At 71.3% G+C, this 23,019-nt stretch carries 15 protein-coding genes; 2 read left to right on the plus strand and 13 right to left on the minus strand.

Translation table 11 applies throughout. The features are described 5' to 3' along the window. Positions 1–80 precede the first annotated feature (80 nt). The 6 genes from NP777_RS44635 to NP777_RS44660 all read right to left on the minus strand — a co-directional run bounded on the left by NP777_RS44635 (position 81) and on the right by NP777_RS44660 (position 7,157). Positions 81–911, minus strand: coding sequence for an ABC transporter ATP-binding protein (locus NP777_RS44635; protein WP_256655930.1), 831 nt, complete (start codon positions 909–911; stop codon positions 81–83). Next, complete coding sequence (locus NP777_RS44640) at positions 908–1,933, minus strand: ABC transporter ATP-binding protein (protein ID WP_256655931.1); 1,026 nt, start codon at positions 1,931–1,933, stop codon at positions 908–910. Before NP777_RS44640 ends, NP777_RS44635 begins: the two co-directional genes overlap by 4 nt. Next, positions 1,933–2,796, minus strand: coding sequence for an ABC transporter permease (locus NP777_RS44645; protein WP_256655932.1), 864 nt, complete (start codon positions 2,794–2,796; stop codon positions 1,933–1,935). The genes NP777_RS44640 and NP777_RS44645 overlap by 1 nt, the downstream gene beginning before the upstream one ends. Next, positions 2,793–3,761, minus strand: coding sequence for an ABC transporter permease (locus tag NP777_RS44650; protein ID WP_256655933.1), 969 nt, complete (start codon positions 3,759–3,761; stop codon positions 2,793–2,795). The genes NP777_RS44645 and NP777_RS44650 overlap by 4 nt, the downstream gene beginning before the upstream one ends. Further along, positions 3,758–5,389 carry an ABC transporter substrate-binding protein gene (locus tag NP777_RS44655; protein ID WP_256655934.1) on the minus strand — a complete coding sequence of 544 codons (1,632 nt, stop codon included), beginning with the start codon at positions 5,387–5,389 and terminating at the stop codon, positions 3,758–3,760. Before NP777_RS44655 ends, NP777_RS44650 begins: the two co-directional genes overlap by 4 nt. Before the next feature lie 88 nt (positions 5,390–5,477). Beyond that, positions 5,478–7,157, minus strand: coding sequence for an amidohydrolase (locus NP777_RS44660; RefSeq protein ID WP_256655935.1), 1,680 nt, complete (start codon positions 7,155–7,157; stop codon positions 5,478–5,480). A 126-nt stretch (positions 7,158–7,283) separates the two neighbouring features. Here NP777_RS44660 and NP777_RS44665 point away from each other — a divergent pair, with 126 nt between their 5' ends. Continuing rightward, positions 7,284–7,979 carry a TetR/AcrR family transcriptional regulator gene (locus tag NP777_RS44665; RefSeq protein WP_256655936.1) on the plus strand — a complete coding sequence of 232 codons (696 nt, stop codon included), beginning with the start codon at positions 7,284–7,286 and terminating at the stop codon, positions 7,977–7,979. Positions 7,980–7,991: 12 nt separating this feature from the next. Here the strand turns inward: NP777_RS44665 and NP777_RS44670 are convergent, their stop codons facing one another. Then, positions 7,992–8,858, minus strand: coding sequence for an alpha/beta fold hydrolase (locus NP777_RS44670; protein ID WP_256655937.1), 867 nt, complete (start codon positions 8,856–8,858; stop codon positions 7,992–7,994). Between the two features lie 172 nt (positions 8,859–9,030). Between NP777_RS44670 and NP777_RS44675 the strand changes: the two genes are divergently transcribed. Next, a complete protein-coding gene (locus NP777_RS44675; protein ID WP_256655938.1) occupies positions 9,031–10,290 on the plus strand; it encodes a cytochrome P450 in 1,260 nt (419 codons plus the stop codon). An 83-nt stretch (positions 10,291–10,373) separates the two neighbouring features. Here the strand turns inward: NP777_RS44675 and NP777_RS44680 are convergent, their stop codons facing one another. The 6 genes from NP777_RS44680 to NP777_RS44705 are packed head-to-tail and all read right to left on the minus strand — an operon-like array spanning position 10,374 to position 22,974. Further along, on the minus strand, positions 10,374–10,784 hold the full coding sequence (locus NP777_RS44680) for an acyl carrier protein (RefSeq protein WP_256655939.1): 411 nt from the start codon (positions 10,782–10,784) through the stop codon (positions 10,374–10,376). Positions 10,785–10,820: 36 nt separating this feature from the next. Continuing rightward, on the minus strand, positions 10,821–14,687 hold the full coding sequence (locus NP777_RS44685; RefSeq protein WP_256655940.1) for a type I polyketide synthase: 3,867 nt from the start codon (positions 14,685–14,687) through the stop codon (positions 10,821–10,823). Further along, complete coding sequence (locus NP777_RS44690) at positions 14,684–16,114, minus strand: FAD-dependent oxidoreductase (RefSeq protein WP_256655941.1); 1,431 nt, start codon at positions 16,112–16,114, stop codon at positions 14,684–14,686. The genes NP777_RS44685 and NP777_RS44690 overlap by 4 nt, the downstream gene beginning before the upstream one ends. Positions 16,115–16,148: 34 nt before the next feature. After that, positions 16,149–16,616, minus strand: a complete 468-nt coding sequence (locus NP777_RS44695) for a nuclear transport factor 2 family protein (RefSeq protein ID WP_137981537.1) — start codon at positions 16,614–16,616, stop codon at positions 16,149–16,151. Positions 16,617–16,651: 35 nt separating this feature from the next. Continuing rightward, complete coding sequence (locus tag NP777_RS44700) at positions 16,652–17,089, minus strand: nuclear transport factor 2 family protein (protein ID WP_256655942.1); 438 nt, start codon at positions 17,087–17,089, stop codon at positions 16,652–16,654. Beyond that, positions 17,086–22,974 (minus strand): type I polyketide synthase, encoded by a 5,889-nt coding sequence (locus NP777_RS44705; RefSeq protein WP_256655943.1) that lies wholly within the window; start codon positions 22,972–22,974, stop codon positions 17,086–17,088. Before NP777_RS44705 ends, NP777_RS44700 begins: the two co-directional genes overlap by 4 nt. Between the last annotated feature and the right edge of the window lie 45 nt (positions 22,975–23,019).

Raw genomic sequence — 23,019 nt, forward strand, 5'->3', positions numbered from 1 at the left:
ACGAGGTGTTCGCCCTCACCGACCGCGAGGGGGGGGTCTGACCGGCGGTCGGGGGCCCCGGGCCCGCGACCGCCGGTGGGTCAACCGCCGTGCTCCCGGCGGCGGCTGCTGATCGAGTCGGGGTCCCAGCCCGGTCGGGGAACGGACGCCAGCAGAAGCTGTGTGTAAGGGTGTCCGGGGTCGGAGAGAAGGTCCGCGACGGGCCGGTGTTCCATCGTGCGCCCCCGGTACAGAACGAGCGCCTCGTCGCACACGTATCGCACGACGGCCAGGTCGTGACTGACGAAGACCAGGCCGATGCCGGTGTCGCGGCGGATGTCCCACAGCAGATTGAGCACCTGCGCCTGTACGGATACGTCGAGGGCCGACACCGCCTCGTCGAGCACCAGCACGGCGGGTTCGACGGCCAGCGCCCTCGCGATCGCGGCGCGTTGGCGCTGGCCGCCGGAGAGCTTGCGGGGGAGCGCGGCCGCCTCGCGTTCCCCGAGGCCGACCTGGGCGAGCAGCTCCCTGGTGCGGTCGGCCCGGTCCGCCCGGTCCGTCATGCCGTGCAGCCGCAGCACCCCGTCGATGGTCGCGCCGATGCTGATGCGCGCGTCCAGCGAGAGGTAGGGGTCCTGGAAGACGATCTGGACCGCCTTGGCGCGGGCGAGGCGGGCCGCCCTGCCCCGTACGGTCGCGGTCAGCGGCTCGCCCTGGACCAGGATCCGTCCCGCGTCGGGGCGTTCGAGGCCGATCAGCATCCGGGCCGTGGTCGTCTTGCCGGAACCCGACTCTCCTACGATGCCGAGCGCGCCGCCGGCCCGTACGGAGAACGACAGGTCGTCGACCGCGACGACCTCCGCCTTTCCCGTCCGGTAGGTCTTGCGCAGGCCGCTCACGTGGAGCAGCGTGTCCGTCTCGCTGGTCAACCGTCCTCCAGCCGAAGTGAGTTGGGGGCCGTCGCGGCGAGCGCGTCGGGCACGGAGGTGAGGTCGTCGGCGCGGTGGCAGGCGACCAGGGCCGCGCCGTGCCGCTCCAGGGGCGGTGGTGACTGGTCGCAGACGCCGGGCCGGGCGAAGCGGCAGCGGGCCGCGAAGGAGCAGCCGGGGGCGGAGTCGAGCAGACCCATCGGGGCCCCGGGGATCGGAGTCAACCGGGCGGGCGGGCCGTTCGGCGCCGACAGGGGCGGGGAGGAGCCGAGCAGGCCCGCGGTGTAGGGGTGGCGGGGCGCCGCGAAGAGTTCGGCGGTGGGCGCCGTCTCCACGATCCGCCCGGCGTACATCACATAGACGCGGTCGCAGACGGCGGCCGCGAGTTCGATGTCGTGGGTGATGAGGAGCAGGCCCAGGTCGCGTTCGCGTTGCAGCCGACCCAGGATGGCCATGATCTCGGCCTGGGTGCTGACGTCGAGGGCGGTGGTCGGTTCGTCGCACAGCAGCAGCCGGGGTTCGGTGGTGAGCGCTCCGGCGATCATGACGCGTTGGAGCATCCCGCCGGAGAGCTGGTGCGGATACTGCTTCAGGTGCCGGGCGGGGTCCGGGAGGCCGACCGCGGCGAGCAGTTCGGCGGCCCGGGTGTTCGCGCGGTCCCTGGTCCAGCCGTGGCTGACGCGCAGCGACTCGGTGAGGAAGTCACCGATGCGGCGCACCGGGTTGATGCCCGCCCGGGGGTCCTGGAAGATCATCGACGCCTTGGTCGTACGGATGGTCCGCAGACCGGGGGCGTCGGCACTCACCAGGTCCGTTCCGTCGACCCGGACGTGGCCTTCGACTTCGGCCCCCGCCGGGAACAGGCCGAGGGCGGCGCGGGCGGTGACCGACTTGCCGGAGCCGGATTCTCCGACCAGGGCGACGACCTCACCGGCGGACACGGTCAGACCGACGCCGTCGAGGACCGGGCGGGCCATGCCGGGCAGGGTGATGCTCAGGGCCTCGTACTCGAGCAGCGCCATCAGGATTTCCTCCCCGCGAGCCGGTCGCCGAAGTTCTCTCCGACCACGTTGAAGGCGACGACGACCAGGACGACCGCGACAGCGGGCACGATCGACGACAGCGGCTGACCCTGCAGCACCGCGGCCTGACTCTGGTTGATCATCGCGCCCCAGTCGGGCGTCGGCGGCTGAACGCCGAGACCGAGGAAGGACAGGGCGGCGAGGTCGAGCAGCGCGTAGCCGAAGTTGACGGTCGACTGGGCGAGCACGGTCGGGCCGATGTTCGGCAGCAGTCGGCGGACCGCGACGAACACCCCGGAGTGCCCTTGCACGCGGTAGGCGGCGATATAGGGCCTGGCCTGCTCCTGAAGGGCGAGACCGCGCACCAGCCGGGCGGTGTACGGCGTATACGCGAGGGACATGGCGATCACCGGTGCCGTCATCCCCTTGCCGAAGACCGCCACCGCGAGGATCGCGACGAGCAGCGCGGGGAAGGCGAACAGGACGTCGATCAGCCGCCCGATCACGGTGTCGACCCAGCCGCCCCGCCAGGCCGTGAACAGGCCGACGGCGATGCCCGTGACGGTGGAGAACAGCACCACCGTGAGCGGCCCGACCAGGCTCGTACGACTCCCTTCGACGAGGGCCGAGAACGTGTCGTGCCCACCCTGGTCCGTACCCAGCCAATGCTCGGCGCTCGGGCCCACGAGCCCCGAGCCGAGATCGCCGTAGGTCGGATCCTGCGGTGCGAGCCATGGCGCGAACACCGAGACCAGGACGAACAGGACCAGAAGCAGCAGACACAGGTTCTGCAGCCACCCGCCGCCCAAGGACCGCAGCCGGGCCACCGGACCGCGCAGCACACCTGGGATCTGTACGCTCATCGTGCGCTCCCCGCTGCCGCCACCCGCGGATCGATCAGCGGATGTGCCACGTCCACCAGGGCGTTGACCACGACGAACGCCGCCACCACGAGCAGCACGATCGCCTGCACCACCTGGAAGTCCATCTGGTTGACCGACTGCACGAGCAGCGACCCCACGCCCGACATCCCGAACGCGGTCTCCACGATCGAGGTGCTCACCAGCATCCCCGAGATCAGGAGCGCGGAGACGGTGACGATCGGGCCGAGCGCGTTGCGCAGCACATGACATCGGATCACGGTCCAGCGCGGTGTGCCACGGCTCGCCGACACCTCGACGTGCTCACGGCCCAGCTCCTCCAGCATCGCCGACCGCGTCACCCGGGTCACCAGCGCCATGAACGTCACCGACAGGGCCACCGCCGGAAGCACGACGTGATGCAGCCGGTCGAGTACGCCGGTGCCGTTGCCGATGGTCGGGAACCAGCCGAGCCGCACCCCGAACTGCGACCTCAGCAGCACCGCGACGACGAAGGCGGGGGCGGCGGCCCCCACCGTCACCAGAAGCATCAGAACGGAGTCGGTCCGCGTGCCGCGGCGCAGCGCGCCGACCGCGCCCGCCGCGATGCCCACCACCGCGATCAGCAGTGCCGACACCGCGACCAGCAGCAGCGTGGCCGGCAGGCGCGACCAGATGACCGAGCTGACGTCCTGGTGGAAGATGTAGGACCGGCCGAAGTCGCCGTGCAGCACATGGTCCAGCCAGTGCCCGTACCGGACCAGGAACGGCTGGTCGAAACCGTACTGGCGGCGGATCTCGGCGAGTTCCTGCGGGCTCGCGCTGCGGCCGCGCACCAGGAAGCTCGCCGGGTCGCCGGGCGCCAGGTACAGCGAGGAGAACACCAGGAACGAGGTGACCAGGAGGGTCGTGGCCATCCCGGCCAGTCTGCGCAGACCCTCGAGTGCCCGTGTCGCCGTGCGATTCATCCCTTTGCTCCGATCTCGGCCGCCCACGGGTAGTACAGATAGGCGATCGACGGCTGGACGCCGGTGATCCGGTTGCCCAGGAAGACGCTCACGGGCTGCGTGTGCAGCGGCAGCCAGGGCAGTTCCCGCAGGGCGATCCGCTGCGCCTTCGCGTTGGCCGCCGCGTGCGCGGCCGGTTCATAGGTGCCGATGGCCCGCTCGACGGCCTGGTCGAAGTCCTTGTTCGACCAGCCGCCGTAGTTGGTGGACGCGCCGGTCTCCAGGGAGGTGTACATGTCCAGCGGGTCGGTGATCGACGTGTACCAGAAGGTGAGGAAGAGGTCGATGCCCTTGCGGGCGGCGGGGTCGGTGAAGAGCGTCGAGTACTTCTCCGGGGGGAGCGTGTCGATCTTGGGGTCGAGCCCGATGTCCTCGGCCGCCTGGGCGACGGCCTGTGTGGTGATGGTCGACTGCGAGTCGAGCGGGCTGGTCGCGATGACGATCCGGCGGCCCCGCACTCCGGCCCGCTGCGCGAGCTTCTTGGCCTTGGCCGGGTCGTACGGGTAGCGCGTCAGGTCCTCGAGGACGGCCTTACGGGTGGCGGCGGGCGCGTTGTTCCACACGTTGTCGGTGACCAGCGAGTCGGCGACCTCGCCGACTCCGCCGGCCCCGGCCTTGACGATGCCCTCGCGGTCGATGGCCATCAGCAGGGCCCTGCGCACCCGGGTGTCGCCCAGCGGGCCCTTGAGATCGCCGACCACCTCATCGGCGACGGTGGTGTTGCGGCCGAAGTAGAGCCTTCCCGCCTGGGACGAGCCGAGTTGGGCGTACGAGTCGGTGGGGACCATCCAGCCGCCGTCCACCTCACCGCTCTGGAAGGCGCTGACGCGGGTCGTCGCATCGCTCAGGAACACGAACTTCACCCGGCCCGCCCTGGCCTTGAGCTTGGGGTTCCAGTAGCCGTCGAACTTCTTGAGCACAAGCGACTGGCCCGGGTTCCAGGACCCGAACGAGAACGGCCCGGTGCAGTTCACGCCGCCCTTGGGGCTGCCGTAGTCCTTGCCCTCCTCGGCGAGGGTGGCGGCGGACTCGACGGTGCCGGGGGTGGCGGCCATCTCCTGGTTGAAGGTCGAGTCCGGCTTCTTGAGCCTGACGGTGACTTCCAGCTCACCGGACTGGACGATCGACTTCACATTGCGGAACGAATTGGCCCAGGCGCTGCCCACGGCCGGGTCGAGGTGGCGGCGGAGCGAGGCGACGACGTCGTGCGCGGTCAGCACCGTTCCGTCGTGGAAGCGCACATGGGGGCGGATCCGGTAGACCCAGGTGGTGGGCGTCGGATTGCGGTACGAGGACGCGAGGTTCGGCGACGTCGTCAGATCCGGGTTCCAGCGCAGCAGGCTCTCGCAGACGTTGGAGAGGATCTGGTTGGGCGGGTAGTCGAAGGCATAGGCGTAGTCGATCGAGGTGGGTTCGGCGTAGATCGACCAGCTGAAGGAGTCAAGTGCGCCCGCGGGTACCGGAGTTCGGTCCGTGAGGTGGTACGCGGCACCCGTACCACCGCCTTTGGCCGAGTGCGCGGTGCCGCTGCACGCACCGGTGGTGAGCACCGCGGCCACCGCGAGGAGGATCCCCACGGTGCGCCGCAATGGTCGGGTCCGTCGTCTCGTTCCCGCGCTCCCTATGGGCATCGGCGGCCTCCGTCCGGGGTGGGCTCGGTGAAGTAGAGGGGATACGTCAGTCGGTCGCGGCGAACACGAGCCGACCGTCGATATAGGTCCGGCGCACCCGGGCGTCGGCGATCTCCTGGGAGGGACCCGCGAACGGGTCGCGGTCGAGCACCACGAGATCCGCGTACTTGCCCTCCTCGATCGTGCCGGTCACGTCGTCGAGGTGGTTCACCCAGGCGCTGCCCGCGGTGTACGCGGTGAGCGCCTCGGCCAGGGACAGGGCCTGCTCGGGGTAGAACGGCGCGTACCGCGCGCCGGGGGTCTCCTCCGGGGGCGGCACGGTGCGGTTGACCGCGACGTGGATGCCCCACAGCGGATTGGGGCTGCTCACCGACCAGTCGCTGCCCGCGACCAGGCGGGCCCCGGCGCGCCGCAGATCCCCGAACGGGTACTGCAGGGCGGCCCGCTCCGGGCCCAGGAACGGGATCGTCAACTCGTCCATCTGCGGTTCGTGCGCTGCCCACAGCGCCTGGATGTTCGCGGCCACGCCCAGGCTCGCGAAGCGTCCGATGTCGTCGGGGTGGACGACCTGGAGGTGGGCCATGTGGTGCCGGTTGTCATTGACGCCATTGGCGGTGCGGGCCGCGGAGAGCGCGTCGAGGGCCTCGCGGACGGCGCGGTCGCCGAGCGCGTGGAAGTGGACCTGGAAGCCGGAGCGGTCGAGCGCGCACACCGCTTTGGTGAGCAGGGCGGGTTCGACGAAACTGAGGCCGGAGTTGGCGGTGGGGCAGCCACAGCCGTCGAGGTAGGGCTCCAGCATTCCCGCGGTGAAGTTCTCCGCCACGCCGTCCTGCATGATCTTCACGCTGGTGGCGTGGAAGCGTCCCACCTGTCCGGTGCGGCGGCGCTCCTCCAGCTCGGGAAGTTGCTCCATGCCGCGTTCACGGTCCCACCACAGGGCGCCGACGACGCGGGCGAGCAGCGAGCCTTCACGGGCCGCGCGCAGATAGACGTCGAAGTTGTCGGGGTTGCCGGGGAAGGCGCCGATCATGGCGTCCTGCCAGCCGGTCACTCCCAGCGAGAAGAGGTACTCCTGCGCGGCGAGCAGACCGGCGTACGCCTCCTCCGGTGTGGCGACCGGCATATGGCGGGCCACCAGCTCCACGGCGCCCTCGTGCAGGGTGCCGGCCGGGGTGCCGTCCGGCTCCCGCTCGATCCGGCCGTCCGCCGGATCGGCGGTGTGGCGGTCGACCCCGGCGAGGTCGAGTGCGCGGGTGTTGGCCCAGGCGCCGTGGCCGTCGCGGTTGGTGAGCAGGACGGGCCGGTCCGGCACCACCGCGTCGAGCATGCCGCGCGTCGGCGTACCCCCGGGGAAGCTGTCCATGGACCAGCCGCCGCCGCGGATCCAGACCGCGTCCGGATGGGCCTTGGCGTACTCGGCCACCACCGCGAGACAGCCCTCGGCGGTGCTCCGCTCACCCAGGTCGCAGCCGAGCATCAAGGATCCGCCCACCACGGGATGGACATGGGCGTCCTGGAACCCGGGGACGAGCAGCCCGCCCTCCAGGTCGACGACCTCGGTGGCGGGGCCGGCGAGCGACCACGCGGTACTCGCGTCGGCGACCGCGAGGATCCGGCCTCCCGCCACGGCGACGGCGGCGTCCACCGGGGTGGGGCTTGTTCCGGTTCCGGTGAAGACCCGGCCACCCACGAAAACGGTGTCGGCCCGTTGGCTGCGGTGTGTCATCCAAGCGACCTCCGGCTCGGCGGGCTCACCCGCTGGCTTGTTGTTGTGGAGGAGTGAACGGCAGCGCAACGCTGTTGTCAACGGTATTGCGCTGATCGTTTCTTGGATCGATACACTGGCCGCACCATGCCGAAATCACCCGCCAACACGGCCCGGAGCAAGCGCGCAGGCAGTCAGCTGACGCCCGACGCGATCATCGACGCGAGCCTGCGCATCGCGGCCCGCGGCAGCGAGGACGCCTTCACCGTCCGGCGCCTGGGCGAGGAGCTCGGTGCCGACCCGACCGCGATCTACCGGCACTTTCGCGACAAGGACGAACTGCTGCTGTCCGTCGCCGACCGCACGCTCGGCGAGGTGCTCGACAGCATCCCCGAGGGTCTCGACTGGAAGGGGCGCATCCGGGCGCTCGCCGACGGATCGCTCGCGGTCGCCCTCAAGTACCCGGTGGTGGGCTCGGCCATGGCAAGCCGGACCACCCGTCGGCCCAACGAGTTCCGGGTCGTCGAACTCATCCTCGGCGCCGTCATGGAGGCCGGACTCGAGGGCGCAGAGGCGGCCCTCCACTACCGCATGGTCGCGGACTCACTCCTGGCCTATGTCGGTCAGCAGGCCGCCTATTTCCTGTTCGACGCGGAGGTCCGCGCGGCCGACGAGTCCGCCTGGACCCGCGAGTACCGGCTGGTCGACCCGCAGGCGCTCCCGAACATCACCCGCCTGAGCGCCGAACTCGCCGAGGTGACGGACGAGCAGATCTTCGAGGCCACGGTCGGGGCGCTGATCTCGGCGATCGAGAAGCGGGCGGAGACCCTGCGGGGGGCCTAGGGACCGGGCCGGTCAGCGGGCGCTGCCGACCGGCGACAGGCCGCGGGCCAGCTCGAGCAGATCGTCGGCCACCCGCCGGGGGTGCTGGGCGTGCAGATCGTGCTCGGAGTCGAGATATTCGCGCATCGTCGCATGGCGCAGATCGGCCGTGGTCTCCCTGATGCGGGAGCGGATGCGGTCCGCCCACTTCGCGTCCGCGCCCTTGGGGATGGCGGGCATGAGCAGGGTGGGCACGTCGATGGCCGCGTACCACGGCCTCGGCGGCTCGTTCCAGATGCTGTGCAGGATCGACATGTGCTGCTCGGTGGACATGCGCCGGGACAGCGACCCGTCCGCGTTCACCCGCATGGTGTCCACCGCCGCCTCGATCGCCGCCGGGGACCAGTCCGGGTGGATGGCGCGGAAGTAGTCGCGCACGCTCTGCACGGTGGCGCCCTCCAAGGACGCCGGGCGCAGCGCCCCGACGAACGCGTCCCAGGAGGGGAACGCCTTGGCCGGCTCCAGCCAGCCGCCGTCCACCAGGGCCAGCGCGGCGACCAGTTCGGGGTGTTCGGCGGTCAGCCGCACCGAGATATTGCCGCCCCAGGAGTGACCGGCCACCACCACCCGGTCCAGCCCGAGGGCGGCGGACGCCGCCACCAGATCCGCGACCGCGGTCGGGATGTCGTATCCGGCCTCCGGGGTGTCGGAGTCCCCGTGGCCGCGCAGATCCACCGCGTACACCGCATGGCCCGCGGCGGCCAGATGGTCGGCGACCTCGTCCCACAGCCGGGCGCTCGACGCCATGCCATGGACCAGGAGAAAGGGAAGCGACGCCGTTCCCGGCCGGTGCCGGAAATGCAATTTCACATCGTCGGTGACGGGCACGGAAAGATCCATGGCGGAATTCTAGCCGGGCCGCCCAATCCGATTCGACCGCTGAGGATGTGAGGTCCGCGCGAATTAGCGGCGCTTTAGCGGGCGGCGAGATGCTGGCTGGCCGGGCGATTCATACTCTCATGCCGACCCACCTTCCTTGCCGACCGTAGACTCCGAGCTGAAGTGAGGCGCCGTGTATCCCCCGGAATCCAGGTTCGCCCACATCGACAACATCGACCTCACCGACTTGTCCTTCTGGGCACAGCCCTACGGCGACCGCGACGCCGCCTTCGCGGCGCTGCGCGGACGGCCGGAGCCCGTTCTCTTCCGCGAGCCGGTCATGCCCGGATTCGGGCAGGGTTCCGGCTATTACGCGATGGTGCGGCACGCCGATATCGCCGAGGTGAGCCGGCGCCCGCAGGACTTCGGCTCCGTGCCCACCGCGATCAGCATCATCGATCTGCCGGAGGAGTTCAACCACTTCTTCGGATCGATGATCAATATGGACAATCCCCAGCACGCCCGGATGCGTCGGCTGGTCTCCCGCGCGTTCGGCCGGGGAATGGCCGCCGAGTTCGAGACGGCCTCTCACAAGGCGGCCCGGAAGATTGTCGACGACCTCATCGCGGAAGGGCCCGGCGACTTCGTCCGGAAGGTCGCGGCGATCATGCCGATCGCGGTGCTCAGCGGGATGATGGGGATTCCCGACGACGACTACGAGTTCATCTACGACCGGTCCAATATCATCGTCGGCACCTTCGACCCCGAATATGTTCCCCGGGCCGATCAGGCCACCGCCGCCCTGCTGAAGACCTCCCATGAACTCGCCGACTACATCGCACGGCTCGCCGCCGACCGCACCCGCAACCCCACGGGCGATCTGATCACCCGGTTGGTGCAGGCGCAGATCGACGGTGAGCGGCTCAGCCCCGAAGAGCTCTCGTCCTTCTTCATCCTGCTCGTCGTCGCCGGAATGGAGACGACCCGCAACGCCATCTCGCGCGGTCTGGTGCTGCTCAGCGACCACCCGGAGCAGCGGAAGCTGCTGCTCTCCGACTTCGAGACCTACGCGCCGGGCGCGGTCGAGGAGATTCTGCGGGTCGCGACCCCCATCAACTGGATGCGGCGCACCGTCCGGCGCGACTGCGAGGTGAACGGCCACCGCTTCACGGAGGGCGACAAGCTGCTGCTCTTCTACTGGTCGGCCAACCGGGACGAGGACGTCTTCCCCGACCCCTACGAGTTCGACATCACCCGGGACCCCAATCCCCATATGACCTTCGGGTCGGTCGGACCGCACTTCTGCCTGGGGGCCCATCTCGCCCGGATGGAGGTCACGGTGCTCTTCCGCGAGCTGTTCGGCCGGCTCCCGGAGATCCGCACGGTCGGGGAGCCCCGGCGGCTGGTGGCCAGCTTCGTCGAGGCCATCAAGCATGTGGAGTGCGCCTTCTGACACGCCTGGTCCACATCGTCGAAAACGCCGCGCGGGAGGGGGATCGGCCCCCTCCCGCGCGGCGTTGTGCCCCGCGGGCCGGACTAGGCCGTGGCGCCGTCACCGGAGTTGACCGCGGTGTACGCCTCGGCGAGGTAGTGGCCGAGCCGGGTGGGGGTGGGGTACTCCAGGATGGCGACGAGGGGGATCTCCACGTCGGTGAGCGTCATCAGATTGCGGGTGAGCTCGAGAGCGGTCAGCGAAGTGAGCCCGTTCTCCAGGAAGTTGCTGTCGTCGTCCACCACGGTGGGCGCCAGGATGTCGGCGAGCTGCGTCCGTACGGTCTCGCGCAAGATGTCCTCGCGCTCCTCGGCCGTGGCGATGGCGAGCGCCTGGTGCAGCGCCGCCCCGTCGAGTGCGGTCTCGCTCTTGTCCGTCTGCATCGCGGATCCGTCTCCTTGGGCTTCGGTGGCGTCGCCGGGGGTGTGGTTGTTGACTTTGGTGTGAGCGTTCATGGGTACTCCCGCCTGGTTGGGGCCGGTCGGCGTCGGTCACCGACCGCGGTGCGTATGCGGCGTGCTCGAAGGGCCGGAGACGTCGGCGAAGAGCCGATGTGTTCCCAGCTCGGAGCCGTGTGCGGTCATCCAGGCCCAGTCGATGTCCGCGATGACCACGGACGCCGTGTCCGCCATGACCGCCTGCCGCAGCAGGGCGGCCGCCGAGCGCTGGGGGAGTGCGGGCAGCCCGTTGGTGCGCAGCTGCTTGGCGGCGCCGACGGCCGTGTCGGGGTCGTCGATCGAGCCCCAGCACACCGAGGTCGCCGGGACGCCCTGGGCCCTGCACTCCTGGGCGAGCGCGCTCAGATAGGCGTGCGCCGGCGCCTGGTTGCCCAGACCCGGGCTGGGCAGGACTCCCACGACCGAGCATCCGAGCACCAGGGCCGACAGCTCATGGTCGCTGCCGAGGGCGCGGAGGTTCACCGCGCCCGCCACCGTGGCCGCCCACTCGCGCTCGATCCGCGCCACCTCCAGCTGCCCGGCCTCGGCGGCCAGGGGCGCCGTGAGATGCAGGACGGCCGTCAGCGGGAACTCCGCGGGGATGCCCGCCACGGCCGCGCCGAGCGCCTCCGGGTCCGCCACATCGAGGGTGGCCACGGACACCCGTACGCCCGCGTCACCGAGCTCGGCCAGCAGCTCGGCGGCCGGTGGCGCGGTGTTGTCGATGAGCAGCAGGTGTTCGGCGCCGTCCGCGGCCGCCCAGCGGGCGGTGTGGGCGCCCAGGGCGGTGGCGGCGCCCGTGATGAGGACCGTTCCCCGGAGCCGTCGGGCGGGGGCGGGGAGACCCGTGGGGACGTCGCGCACCAGGCGCCGGGCGAAACAGCAGTCGCCTCGTACGGCCACCTCCGTTTCGCCGTACGCACCGGCCAGCACGCCCACGAGCCGCCGTCCCGCGCGGTCGTCGAACTTCTCCGGCAGCTCGACCAGCCCGCCCCACCGGCGTGGACGCTCCATCGCCAGCGCGCCGCCCAGCCCCCAGAACCCGGCCTGCTCCGGGCGGGACAGCGGATCGCCCACGTCGACGCTGACGCCACCGCGGGTGGCCAGCCACACCGGCGCCTCGACCCCGGCCCGCCGCAGCGTCTCGAACAACCCCACCGTCGTGGCGAGCCCCGGGCCCGGCCCGTCGTCGGCCGGGGGCCGAGCGTCCTCCGGCGCCAGCAGGGAGAGCACCCCCGCGACCGGCCGCCCGGCGAGGGACGGCGTGGTGTTCGGGGCGAACGTGACGGTCTCGGCGCCGTGGTCGCGCAGCGCGGTGGTCACGGCGGCCACCGTGGTGCCGTCCCCGCCGTCGCCGGATGCCACGACGAGCCAGGTGCCGGTCAGCCGTGGTGTCGGCGGGTCGGGGAGGGGCTTCCACGCGATGCGGTAGCGCCACTCCCGCTGCCGCCGCCAGGTGGCCAGGGCGGGCAGGATCTCCGCGAGCACCTCCCGCCGTTCGGCGGGCACCTCGAGCGCCCGGGTCAGGGCCGCCGCGTCCGTATGTTCCACGGCATCCCAGAACGCGGCCTCCGCCCAGGACTCCACCGCGGGCACGGCATCCGCCGGAGCCTCGTTCGCCAGCCAGAAGCGCTGTCGCTGAAAGGCGTACGTGGGCAGTGGGACGGTGCGGGGAGCCGAACCGCCGTCGAACAGGGCGGCCCAGTCCACGGTGGCGCCCATGGTGTGCGTACGGGCCAGGCCACGGATCAGCCCCCGCACCTCGGACCCCTCGCCACGGAAGGGCGACAGCACCAGCGCGGCCGGGGCGGAGGGCAGCATCGCCCCGGGCCCCAGCTCCCACACCGCACCGGCCCGATCGAGCGAGGGCATGGGCGGCCGCTCGTACTCCACCGGGCCCGGATCGGCGTCGGTGGCCACCAGCCGGCAGGCGTGGGCGAGATCGAGAGCACCGGTGATGTGCGCCGCGGCGATCTCACCGACCCCACGGCCCACCACCGCGTCGGGGCGCACCCCCACCGAGGCCAGCAACCTGGACAGCGCGATGTAGAGGGCGAACAGCCCGGCCCGGGAGGACGCGTCGCGCTCCCCCCGCACACCGAGCAGCTCACCGATCTCGTCGAAGGCCCTGGCGAAGACGGGAAACCGGTTGTACAACTCGGCGCCCGTTCCCGGCGGATGACCGCCCTCGCCGCCGAAGGCGAACACCGTCCCGCCCACCGAAGCCGCCGTGCCGGTACGGGCCACATCGGGCCCCACCACCGAGGGATGCGGCTCACCGGCCGTCAGCGCGGCCAGCCCCGCCCTCAGCTCGTCCGGCCCCCGGCCGACCACGACCGCCCGGTGGTCGAACACCGACCGCGTGGTCACCAGCGACCAACCAACGTCCGCGGGGCACAGCCCGGGAGCGGCCCCCATATGCGCGGCCAGCGCACGGGCCTGGTCGCGCAGCGCCGCCGCGCTCCGCGCGGACAGCACCCACGGCACCACCCCCGGGTCGCGGGCGCCACCGTCGGCGGCGGCGACCTCCGCCGACTCGGTGAACTCCTCGAGAATCACATGGGCGTTGGTGCCGCTGGCGCTGAAGGAGGACACTCCGGCCCGCCGCGGCCGGTCCACCAGGGGCCAGTCCGTCCGCTCGGTCAGCAGCCGCACCGCGCCCTTGCGCCAGTGCACCAGCCGGGTCGGCCGGTCGATGTGGAGCGAACGCGGCAGCACACCCCGGCGCATCGCCATCACCATCTTGATCACACCGGCCATTCCGGCGGCGGCCTGCGTATGACCGATGTTCGACTTGATGGATCCCAGCAGCAGCGGCCGGTCGTCCGGACGGTCCTGCCCGTACGTGGCGAGCAGCGCCTGGAGTTCGATGGAGTCGCCGAACGCGGTACCCGTGCCATGCGCCTCGACCGCGTCCACGTCCCCCGTGGACAGCCGGGCGTTCGCGAGCGCGTCGCGGATCAGCTGCTGCTGGGCGGGGCCGTTGGGCGCGGCCATGCCCGTACTGGCACCGTCCTGGTTGATGGCCGAGCCGCGGATCACCGCCAGCACCGGATGGCCGTTGCGCCGCGCGTCCGACAGCCGCTCCAGCAGCAGCAGACCCGCGCCCTCCCCGTACACCATGCCGTCGGCGGCGTCCGCGAACGACCGGCACCGGACATCCGGCGACAATTGGCGCTGACTGGAGGCCACTTGGAACACGCTCGCGGTGTACATGATGGCGGCGCCACCGGCCAGCGCCAGCGTGCACTCGCGCCGCCGCAGCGCCCCGGCCGCCAGATGCATCGCCACCAGCGACGACGAACACGCGGTGTCCAGGCTCACCGCCGCGCCCTGCAGACCGAGGGTGAACGCCACCCGGCCCGAGGACACACTGCCCGCGTTGCCGTTGCCCACATGGCCCAGCAAACCCTCGGGGATCTCGTCCAGACGCGAGGCGTAGTCGTGGTACATCACCCCCGTATAGACACCGGTCCGGCTGCCCCGCAGTGTGTGCGGATCGACGCCCGCGCTCTCCGCCGCCTCCCACGCCAGCTCCAGCAGCATCCGCTGCTGCGGTTCGATGGCCGCCGCCTCCCGGGCGCCGATGTCGAAGAATTCCGCGTCGAAGTCGGCCGCGTCATAGATGAAGCCGCCGGCCCGGACGTACGAGGTGCCGTGGTTTTCCGGATCGGGGTGGTACAGGTTCTCCAGGTCCCAGCCCCGGTCGGTGGGGAAGGCGGAGACGGCGTCCCGCCCGTCGGCCACCAGGTCCCACAGCTGGGCCGGGGTACGCACCCCGCCGGGGAAGCGGCAGGCCATGCCCACGATGGCGATCGGCTCCGCGAGGTCCTCCTGGACCTCCCGCAGCCGCCGCCGGGTCTCATGGAGCTCGGACGTGGTCCACTTGAGATAGTCGACGAGCTTTTCCTCGTTGCTCATGAGCCGCCCGCACCCACTGTGCTGCGCGGGCTCAGATCCACCAGCGCGAGCTCATCGGCGGTCAGCGGTGGCTCGGTGAGCTCCGGGAGGACCCGGTCCTTCTGCATCAGCGAGAGGAAGCCGCTGGACGCCAGCTCGGACTGCGGGGCGGTCAGGCTGATGACGTCGGTCACCACATCACACACGGCCGAGGAGCGGATCGACCGGTCGGCGATCAGATCGGAGAAGCGCTGCCGCGCCACGGCGCCGCCCGTCAGCCGCGGATCCGTGGTGTTCATCCGGCAGTTGACGTACTCCACGTCCTTGGACGCGGCCATGATCCAGGGGTCGTCCACGGTGGCGCTGATCGCCTGCTGGGCCCGGTGCGTCGTTCCCCCGGCGATCCCGGACCGCTGGAGCTCGGCGTCCAGTGCGGCGGCCGCGCGAGCCGCGGAGCTCATGCCGTGGCCGTAGATCGGGTTGAACGCGGCCAGCGCGTCCCCGAGCACCAGCAGCCCCTCCGGCCAGATGTCAAGACGCTCCGGATACAGCCGCCGGTTGGCACCGACCCGCGAGACGGCCACCGAGGTCAGCGGCTTCGCGAGCGCGATGAGATCGGCGACCAGCGGATGGCGCAGCGTCCGCGCGTACGGCAGGAACTCGTCGTCGTGGGTGGGCAGTCCGGCGCCCCGGGTGCACGACAGGGTCACCATCCAGGTGCCGTCCTCCTGCGGATACACCACCCCGAACCGGCCCGGCTCGCGCAGCCGGTGGTCGGCGGCCACGTTGACGGCGGGGAATCCGGCCGCGGCGCCCGGCGGACCCTGGTACACACGGGTGGCGTACGCGATGCCCGCGTCGACGATGTCCTCCTCAAGCGGCGGCACCTCCAGCGCCGACAGCCAGTGCCGGAGCCGGGAACCGCGTCCGGAGGCGTCGACCACCAGATCGGCCTCCAGGGTTTCGCCCGCCCCGGTGTCCAGGTCGCGCACCCGGACTCCGGTGACCCGTTTGGCGTCGCCCACCAGATCGAGGATCTCGGTGCGCCCGCGCACGGCGATCCGCCCGGTGGCCAGTACCCGGTCGCGGACCTTCCAGTCCAGGAACGGGCGGGTGCACATCAGGGCGTACTGCCGCGGCGGAAAGCGGTGCTGCCAGCCGTGGGACGTCAAGGTCACCAGATCCTGATGGAACCCGATCCGGCGGGCGCCCGCGTCGAGCAGTTGGTCGATCATGCCCGGCAGCAGCGTGTCCACGATGCGCGCACCGCTGGACCACAGCACATGGACATGGCGTCCCTGCGGCGACCCCTTGCGGTGCCGGGGGCCGTCCGGCAGCACATCGCGCTCCACGACGGTGACGCGCTCCAGATGGCGGGCCAGCACATGGGCAGCCAGCATTCCCGCCCAGCCGCCGCCCAGAACGATTCCGTGTGTGGGTTCGGTCATGGTTTTCGCTCTCGTCCCTTCACCGCTTACGGCCTTACATCGGACTGGGGCTGCCCTTGGCCTGGACCATCTTGGCGAGGTTCTGGGTGACCGCCATGAAATGCGCGACACCGGTGAGTTCGGGGCCGTCGCCCACTTTGGTATCCGTGATGCCCCAAAACGCCTGGGCGTGATGGACCAGACCGTCATCACCGAGTTCGATCACGCCGATGATGCTGAAGGTGAGTTTGGCCGGCGCGTACACCGTGACCGTGGTCGGCACCGCCACCCTGCGGCCGTCCATGGAAGTGACCGGACGGCCCGGGGTCTCGTGCACCTGGCATTCGATGGACCAGGCGATGTGCTCGCGAAGCGCGTCCTTTCCGATGAGCGGGGGCGCGCCGACCGGGTCCTCGAAGACGATGTCGTCCGAGAAGAGCTCCAATACGGCCTCGACATCGCCCTCGTTCATGCGCCGCGCGTATTCCAGCGCCATCCTCTTGAGGGTCGCCTCATCGGCCATGAACGCCTCCTGTGCGGTGCGGGGATCGTGGGGGATCAGCCGGCGATGCCAAGGTCCGACCTCCCCCAGAACATCTGCAGTTCCTGAATGAGGCCACCGGCCCCCGCGCGCATCATCAGGACGTAGTCCCAGGTGATGCGGGAGTTCTCCGGGGCGTCCGGGGCCGTCAGCCAGCCGCGCTCGGCGAAGCCGGGGCCCTTGGGCAGATAGTCCATGGTGGCCGTCACCGGCACCAGAACATGCACCCCGTCCTGCCCCGAGACCGGTTCACCGGGAATCTCGGAGATACCCGCCGCGGCGAGTTCCTCGAAATGCGCACGAAGGGCGTCCCGCCCGGTCCTGCGCCCCGATCCGACCGGATCCTCGAACGTGACCTCGTCCGCGTAGAGTGCGAGAAGCCCGTCGACATCCGCGGCGTTCATCCGGCGGCTGTGCTCGAGAATGAGCTTCTTCCGGCTTCGCTCATCAATCACCGTGTGCCCCCATGTGCATGCTCTCCGTCGCTTTCGCTTCGGCCCAGGTCCTGGTCGATGAACTGGAAGATCTCGTCGGCCGTGGCGTCCTGAATACGGCCGGCCGCCTGGCCTTCCGCCGTGCCGCCGCCGTGCCGGGCGGCGTGCAGGGCGGCCAATTTCGACAGCGTGGACTGAAGGCGCTTCAGCAGCGCCTCATGCGCCGTCCCGTCCCGGGCCACGGAAAGCAGCGCGCTTTCCAGCCTGTCGATTTCACCCAGCATCGGGGGAAGCGGATCCACATCCTCGGGCGCCAATTCCGCATGCAACTGCGCGGCGAGCGCGGCCGGATTCGGGTGGTCGAAGATGAGGGTGGTGGCCAGCCGCAGCCCGGTCACGGCCGTCAGCCTGTTGCGCAGTTCGATCGCGGTGAGCGAGTCGAAGCCGAGTTCCAGGAAGCCGCGCTCGGTCTGGATCCGTCCCGGGTCTGAGTGGCCCAGCGCCGCCGCGGCATGGGTGAGGACCAGATTGAGCAGCGTACGGCGCTGCTCCTGCACCGGCAGCGTGGCCAGATGGCCGGCCCAGTCGGTGTGCGGCCGGGCGGTGGCCGCGGTACGCCGGGCCGTACCGCCACCGGTGAGCGCCCGCAGGGGAGCGGGCAGGGTGAGCGCGGGCCGGCCCGCCAGGGCCCGTACGTCCAGGTCGATGGCGATCAGGTGGTGGTGGCCGTGGCGTACGGCGGCGTCCAGGAGCCCCAGCGCCCGCTCACTGGACATCGCCCCGATGCCCGACCGGCTCATCCTGGCCCGGTCCGTCTCCCCCAAATGCCCGGTCATCGCGCTGGCGTCGGCCCACAGGCCCCACGCCACCGAAAGCCCCGGCAGGCCGAGGGCGCGGCGCCGGGCGGCCAGGGCGTCGCAATAGGCGTTCGCCGCCGCGTAGTTGGACTGCCCGGAGGCGCCCAGCGTGCCCGCGGTGGAGGAGAACATCACGAACAGGGACAGCGGCAGCCCCGCGGTCGCGGCGTGCAGATGGGCCGCGGCCGTCGCCTTCGGGCGCCACACCCGCGCCAGCCGCTCCGGGGTCTGCGTGGTGAGGACGGCGTCGTCCAGCACCCCGGCCGCGTGGACCACACCGGTCAGCGGATGCGCGGGATCGACCCCGGCCACCAGATCGGCCACCGCGTCCGGATCGGTGACATCGGCCGCGGAGATGCGCACCTGAGCACCCAACTCGGTGAGCCGGACGGTGAGTTCATCCGCTCCGGCGGCCTCCGGACCGCTCCGGCTCACCAGCAGCAGATGCCTGACTCCCCACGTGCGCACCAGGTGTTCGGCGACCAGAGCTCCCAGGGTGCCGGTGCCACCCGTGATCAGCACGGTGCCCTCGGCGTCGAGTCCGGTGGTGTCCTCCTCGTCCTGGCCGTCGACGGCCGGGCCGGTCGCGGCCGTCGCACGGGCCATCCGGGGCACCAGCACCCGTCCGTCCCGCAGCGCCACCTGGGGTTCGTGCGCGTCGATCGCGCGCACCACGGCCTCCGCGAGCCCCTCCCGGCCCTCGTGGCCCTCCCGGCCCTCGTCGAGGTCGAGCAGCACAAACCGGCCCGGGTTCTCCGACTGGGCGCTGCGGATCAGCCCCCATGCCCCGGCACCGGACGGGTCCAGTGTGGTGGCGCGGGTGTTGTCGGCATTGTCGGCGTTCTCGGCGTTGTCGGAGCTTTCGCCGGGATCGCCTGCCGCCACCGCGCCCCGTGTGACGACCACCAGCCGGGTGTCGGCCAGCGCCGGGCGCCGCAGCCAGGACTGCACCAGCCCCAGCAACTCCTCGGTCGCCCCCAGCCCGTCCCCGTGGCCGCTCTCGGCGGCGTACGGATGGACCAGGACCACGGCGGGGGCGGGCTCGCCCGCGTCGATCGCCGCGACCAGCGCCTCCAGGTCCGGATGGCACGCCGCGGCGTCGCCCGTGCCCGCCTGGGCCGGCTCCGCCAGCCCCAGCCGGTCCTCGCCCAGCACCACCCAGCCGCCGTCGCCGACCACCGACGTCGGGGACGGCGCGGTGGCCGGGGCGGGCAGCGGCGTCCAGTCCAGGGTGAACAGCCCGTCCACGGCACGCGCGGCCGTGCGCAGCCGGTCCGTCGCGGCCGGGCGGGTCACGAGCGAGTCGACCGTCAGCACCGGCGCGCCCACCGTGTCCGCCACCGTCAGCCGCAGCGACCGCCGCTCCTCGTCCCGCGACAGCCGGACCCGTACGGTGGCCGCCTCGGTGGCCCACAGGGATACGCCGTTCCAGGCGAACGGCAGCCACACCTGGCCGTCGTCCTCCTGCCCCTCGGGCCGGTCCATCAGCAGTGATGGATGCAGTGCCGCGTCCAGCAGTACCGGGTGGATGCCGAATCCGTCCCGGCCTCCGGCGGCATCGGGCAATGACACCTCGGCGAGGACGTCGCCGCCCTGGCGCCACGCGGCCGTCAGCCCCTGGTACGCCGGGCCGTATCCGTACCCCGCCGCCATCGCCTGCTCGTAGAAGGCGCCGACGTCCAGCGGTTCGGCGCCCGGCGGCGGCCATGCTCCGCCCAGGCCCTCCACCGGTGCGGGGGCGTCGGCGGCGGGCGCGAGCACGCCCACCGCATGACACACCCACCCCGCGTCGGGGCCGGAGTCCAGGGGCAGGGCGTGGCCTGCGCCGTTGGAGCCGTTGGAGCCGTCGGGGCGGTCGGGGCGGTCGGGGCGGTCGGGGCGGTCGGGGCGGTCGGGGCGGTCGGGGCGCGAGTACATCCGCACCTCACGCCGCCCGTCCTCCGCCGCGGCACCCACCACCACCTGCACCCGCAGCTCACCGGACTCGGGCAGCGCCAGCGGAACCCGCAGCGCCAGCTCCTCCACCCCGCCGCAGCCGACCTCGTCGGCCGCCCGCAGCGCCCACTCCACCAGCATCGCGCCCGGCGCCAGCACCGCACCCGCCACCACATGCTCGGCGAGCCATGGATGGGACCGCGTGGAGATCCGGCCGGTGAGCACGTGAGTGGTGCCGTCGGCGAGTTCCACGGCGGCGGCGAGCAGTGGATGCCCGGCGGCCGTCAGCCCCAGATCGGCCGGATCGCCACCCGGTCCGCCCTCGCCGTCCAGCCAGTACCGCTCACGTTGGAAGGCGTAGGTGGGCAGGTCGATGGCGCGGGGTGCGGGGTCGGCGGGGAACCAGCGGGTCCAGTCGACCTCGACCCCTGCGGTGAACGCCTGCGCCACCGAACGCATCAGCTGGGCCGCGCCACCGTGGTCGCGCCGCAGGGTCGGGATGGTGACCGCCTCGACTCCCGCCTCCTCGATGCTCTCCTGCATGCCGATGGTGAGGACGGGGTGGGTGCTGGCTTCGATGAATACGCGGTGGCCGTCGTCGAGGAGTGCTCGTATGGCGTCGGCGAAGCGCACTCGTTCGCGGAGGTTCTTGACCCAGTAGGCGGTGTCGAGCTTGCTGGTGTCCATACGGGCGCCGGTGACGGTCGAGTAGAACGCCACCTGTCCCGGCACCGGCTTGACCCCGGCCAGAAGCTCGTTCAATTCCTCTGCGATTTCGTCTACTTGGGCGCTGTGGGAGGCGTAGTCGACGTCGATGAGTCGGGCGCGGTGGCCTGTTTGTTCGCATGCGGTGATGGTGTGGGTGACTTGGTCGGGTGGTCCGGAGATGACGGTGGATCCGGGTCCGTTGACGGCGGCGATGCCCACCCCTTCGGCGGTTTCGCCGAGGTTGGTGAGGAGTTCTTGGGCTTGTTTTTGGCTGAGGGTGAGGGAGGCCATGGCGCCGTGTCCGGTGAGTTGGCGGAGGGCGTGGGCGCGGAGGGCGACGATGCGGGCGCCTTCGTCGAGGGAGAGGGCTCCGGCGACGCAGGCGGCGGCGATTTCGCCTTGGCTGTGGCCGACGACGGCGGTGGGGGTGACGCCGTGGTGGTCCCATACGGTGGCGAGGGAGATCATGACGGCCCATAGGACGGGTTGGACGACGTCGACGCGGGCGAGGTCGGTGGTGTTGACTCCGCCGCGGAGGACGTCGGTGAGGGACCAGTTGATGTGGGGGGTGAGGGCTTGTTCGCATTCGGTGATGCGGGTGGCGAAGGCGGGTGAGGTGTCCAGGAGTCCGGCGCCCATGCCGAGCCATTGGGAGCCCTGGCCGGGGAAGACCAGGACCGGGCCCATGCCGCTCGTTCCGGGGCGGCCGCTGGTGGTGGTGTTTGGTTCGATGATGGTGGGGTGGGTGTCGCCGGTGGCGAGGGCGTTGAGTCCGGTCAGGAGTTCGTCGCGGTGTTCGCCGACGATGACGGCGCGGTGGTCGAAGACGGATCGGGTGGCGATGAGTGACCAGCCGACGTCGGCCGGTGATGCCTCGGGGTCGGTGGCCACCCGCTCGGCCAGCGCCCGTGCCTGACCGCGCAGCGCCTCGGCGCCGCGTCCGGATACTACCCACGGCACTACAGCACCCGCCGAGACACCATCCCCCGATGTGTCCGGCGCGGGGGCGGACTCGACCGGTTCGGGGGCCTGCTCAAGGATGAGATGCGCGTTCGTACCGGAGATCCCGAACGACGACACACCCACACGGCGCGGCCGTCCGTTCGCCGCCCACTCGACCGGTTCGGTCAGCAGCTGCACCTCGCCCGCGCCCCAGTCCACATGCGGTGTCGGCTCGTCGATGTGCAGTGAGACGGGCAGCACCTCATGCCGCAGTGCCTGCACCATCTTGATGACGCTCGCCACCCCGGCGGCCGCCTGGGTGTGCCCGATGTTGGACTTGATGGAGCCCAGCCACAGCGGACGTCCCTCCGGCCGGTCCTTTCCGTACGTGGCCAGCAGCGCCTGCGCCTCGATGGGATCGCCCAGCGTCGTACCCGTGCCGTGTGCCTCCACCGCGTCCACCTCGGACGCCGACAGCCCCGCGTTGGCCAGGGCCTGCCGGATCACCCGCTGCTGTGAGGGCCCGTTCGGCGCCGTCAGACCATTGCTGGCCCCGTCCTGATTGACCGCCGAGCCCCGGATCACGGCAAGCACCCGATGCCCGTTGCGCCGGGCGTCGGACAGCCGCTCCAGCAGCACCAGGCCGACGCCCTCGGAGAAGCCCGTGCCGTCGGCCGCCGCCGCGAACGCCTTGCACCGCCCGTCCGGGGAGAGCGCACGCTGACGCGAGAACTCGGTGAACCCACCGGGCGTGGCCATCACCGTCACCCCGCCCGCGAGGGCCAGCGAGCACTCATCCTGCCGCAGCGCCTGTACCGCCAGATGCGTGGCCACCAGTGACGACGAGCACGCCGTGTCCACCGTGACCGCGGGCCCCTCCAGACCGAACGAGTACGACACCCGGCCCGAGACCACGCTGCCGAGGTTTCCGGTGGCCACATAGCCCGCCGAGTCGCTCGTCGTCTGGCCGATGAGCGACAGATAGTGGTACGAGTCCACCCCGGCGAACACCCCGGTGGCGCTGCCGCTCAGCGCCTCCCGCGTGAGCCCCGCGCGTTCGAACGCCTCCCACGCCGTCTCCAGCAGCAGCCGCTGCTGCGGATCCATCGCCGCGGCCTCACGCGGGCTGATCCCGAAGAACTCGGCGTCGAAATCGGCCACGTCGCGCAGGAATCCGCCCTCGCGGGCGCTGCTGGTGCCGGCGTGCTCCGGATCCGGGTCGTAGAGGTTCTCCAGGTCCCAGCCACGGTCCTCGGGGAACGAGGAGATGACGTCCACGCCCTCGTCCACCACCCGCCACAGGTCCTCGGGGGTCGCCACATCGCCGGGGAAGTGGCAGGCCATCCCGACGATGGCGATGGGCTCCCGGGCGCGGTCCTCGACCTCGCGCAACTGCCGCCTGGCCAGACGCAGATCGGCGGTCGCCCGCTTGAGATAGCTGCGGAGCTTCTCGTCATCCGTCATATCGCATCAACCCGATCGTCACGGCTGTCCTGATTGAGCGGTCCT

It is taken from the genome of Streptomyces rugosispiralis (assembly GCF_024505145.1).
GTDB lineage: Bacteria > Actinomycetota > Actinomycetes > Streptomycetales > Streptomycetaceae > Streptomyces > Streptomyces rugosispiralis.

What these genes read in the sequence shown, in the direction of transcription:
- NP777_RS44640 (WP_256655931.1), bottom strand. Translation starts at nt 1,933, where the DNA reads ATGGCGCTGCTCGAGTACGAGGCCCTGAGCATCACCCTGCCCGGCATG.
- NP777_RS44645 (WP_256655932.1), bottom strand. Translation starts at nt 2,796, where the DNA reads ATGAGCGTACAGATCCCAGGTGTGCTGCGCGGTCCGGTGGCCCGGCTG.
- NP777_RS44650 (WP_256655933.1), bottom strand. Translation starts at nt 3,761, where the DNA reads ATGAATCGCACGGCGACACGGGCACTCGAGGGTCTGCGCAGACTGGCC.
- NP777_RS44660 (WP_256655935.1), bottom strand. Translation starts at nt 7,157, where the DNA reads ATGACACACCGCAGCCAACGGGCCGACACCGTTTTCGTGGGTGGCCGG.
- NP777_RS44665 (WP_256655936.1), top strand. Translation starts at nt 7,284, where the DNA reads ATGCCGAAATCACCCGCCAACACGGCCCGGAGCAAGCGCGCAGGCAGT.
- NP777_RS44670 (WP_256655937.1), bottom strand. Translation starts at nt 8,858, where the DNA reads ATGGATCTTTCCGTGCCCGTCACCGACGATGTGAAATTGCATTTCCGG.
- NP777_RS44680 (WP_256655939.1), bottom strand. Translation starts at nt 10,784, where the DNA reads ATGAACGCTCACACCAAAGTCAACAACCACACCCCCGGCGACGCCACC.
- NP777_RS44685 (WP_256655940.1), bottom strand. Translation starts at nt 14,687, where the DNA reads ATGAGCAACGAGGAAAAGCTCGTCGACTATCTCAAGTGGACCACGTCC.
- NP777_RS44690 (WP_256655941.1), bottom strand. Translation starts at nt 16,114, where the DNA reads ATGACCGAACCCACACACGGAATCGTTCTGGGCGGCGGCTGGGCGGGA.
- NP777_RS44695 (WP_137981537.1), bottom strand. Translation starts at nt 16,616, where the DNA reads ATGGCCGATGAGGCGACCCTCAAGAGGATGGCGCTGGAATACGCGCGG.
- NP777_RS44705 (WP_256655943.1), bottom strand. Translation starts at nt 22,974, where the DNA reads ATGACGGATGACGAGAAGCTCCGCAGCTATCTCAAGCGGGCGACCGCC.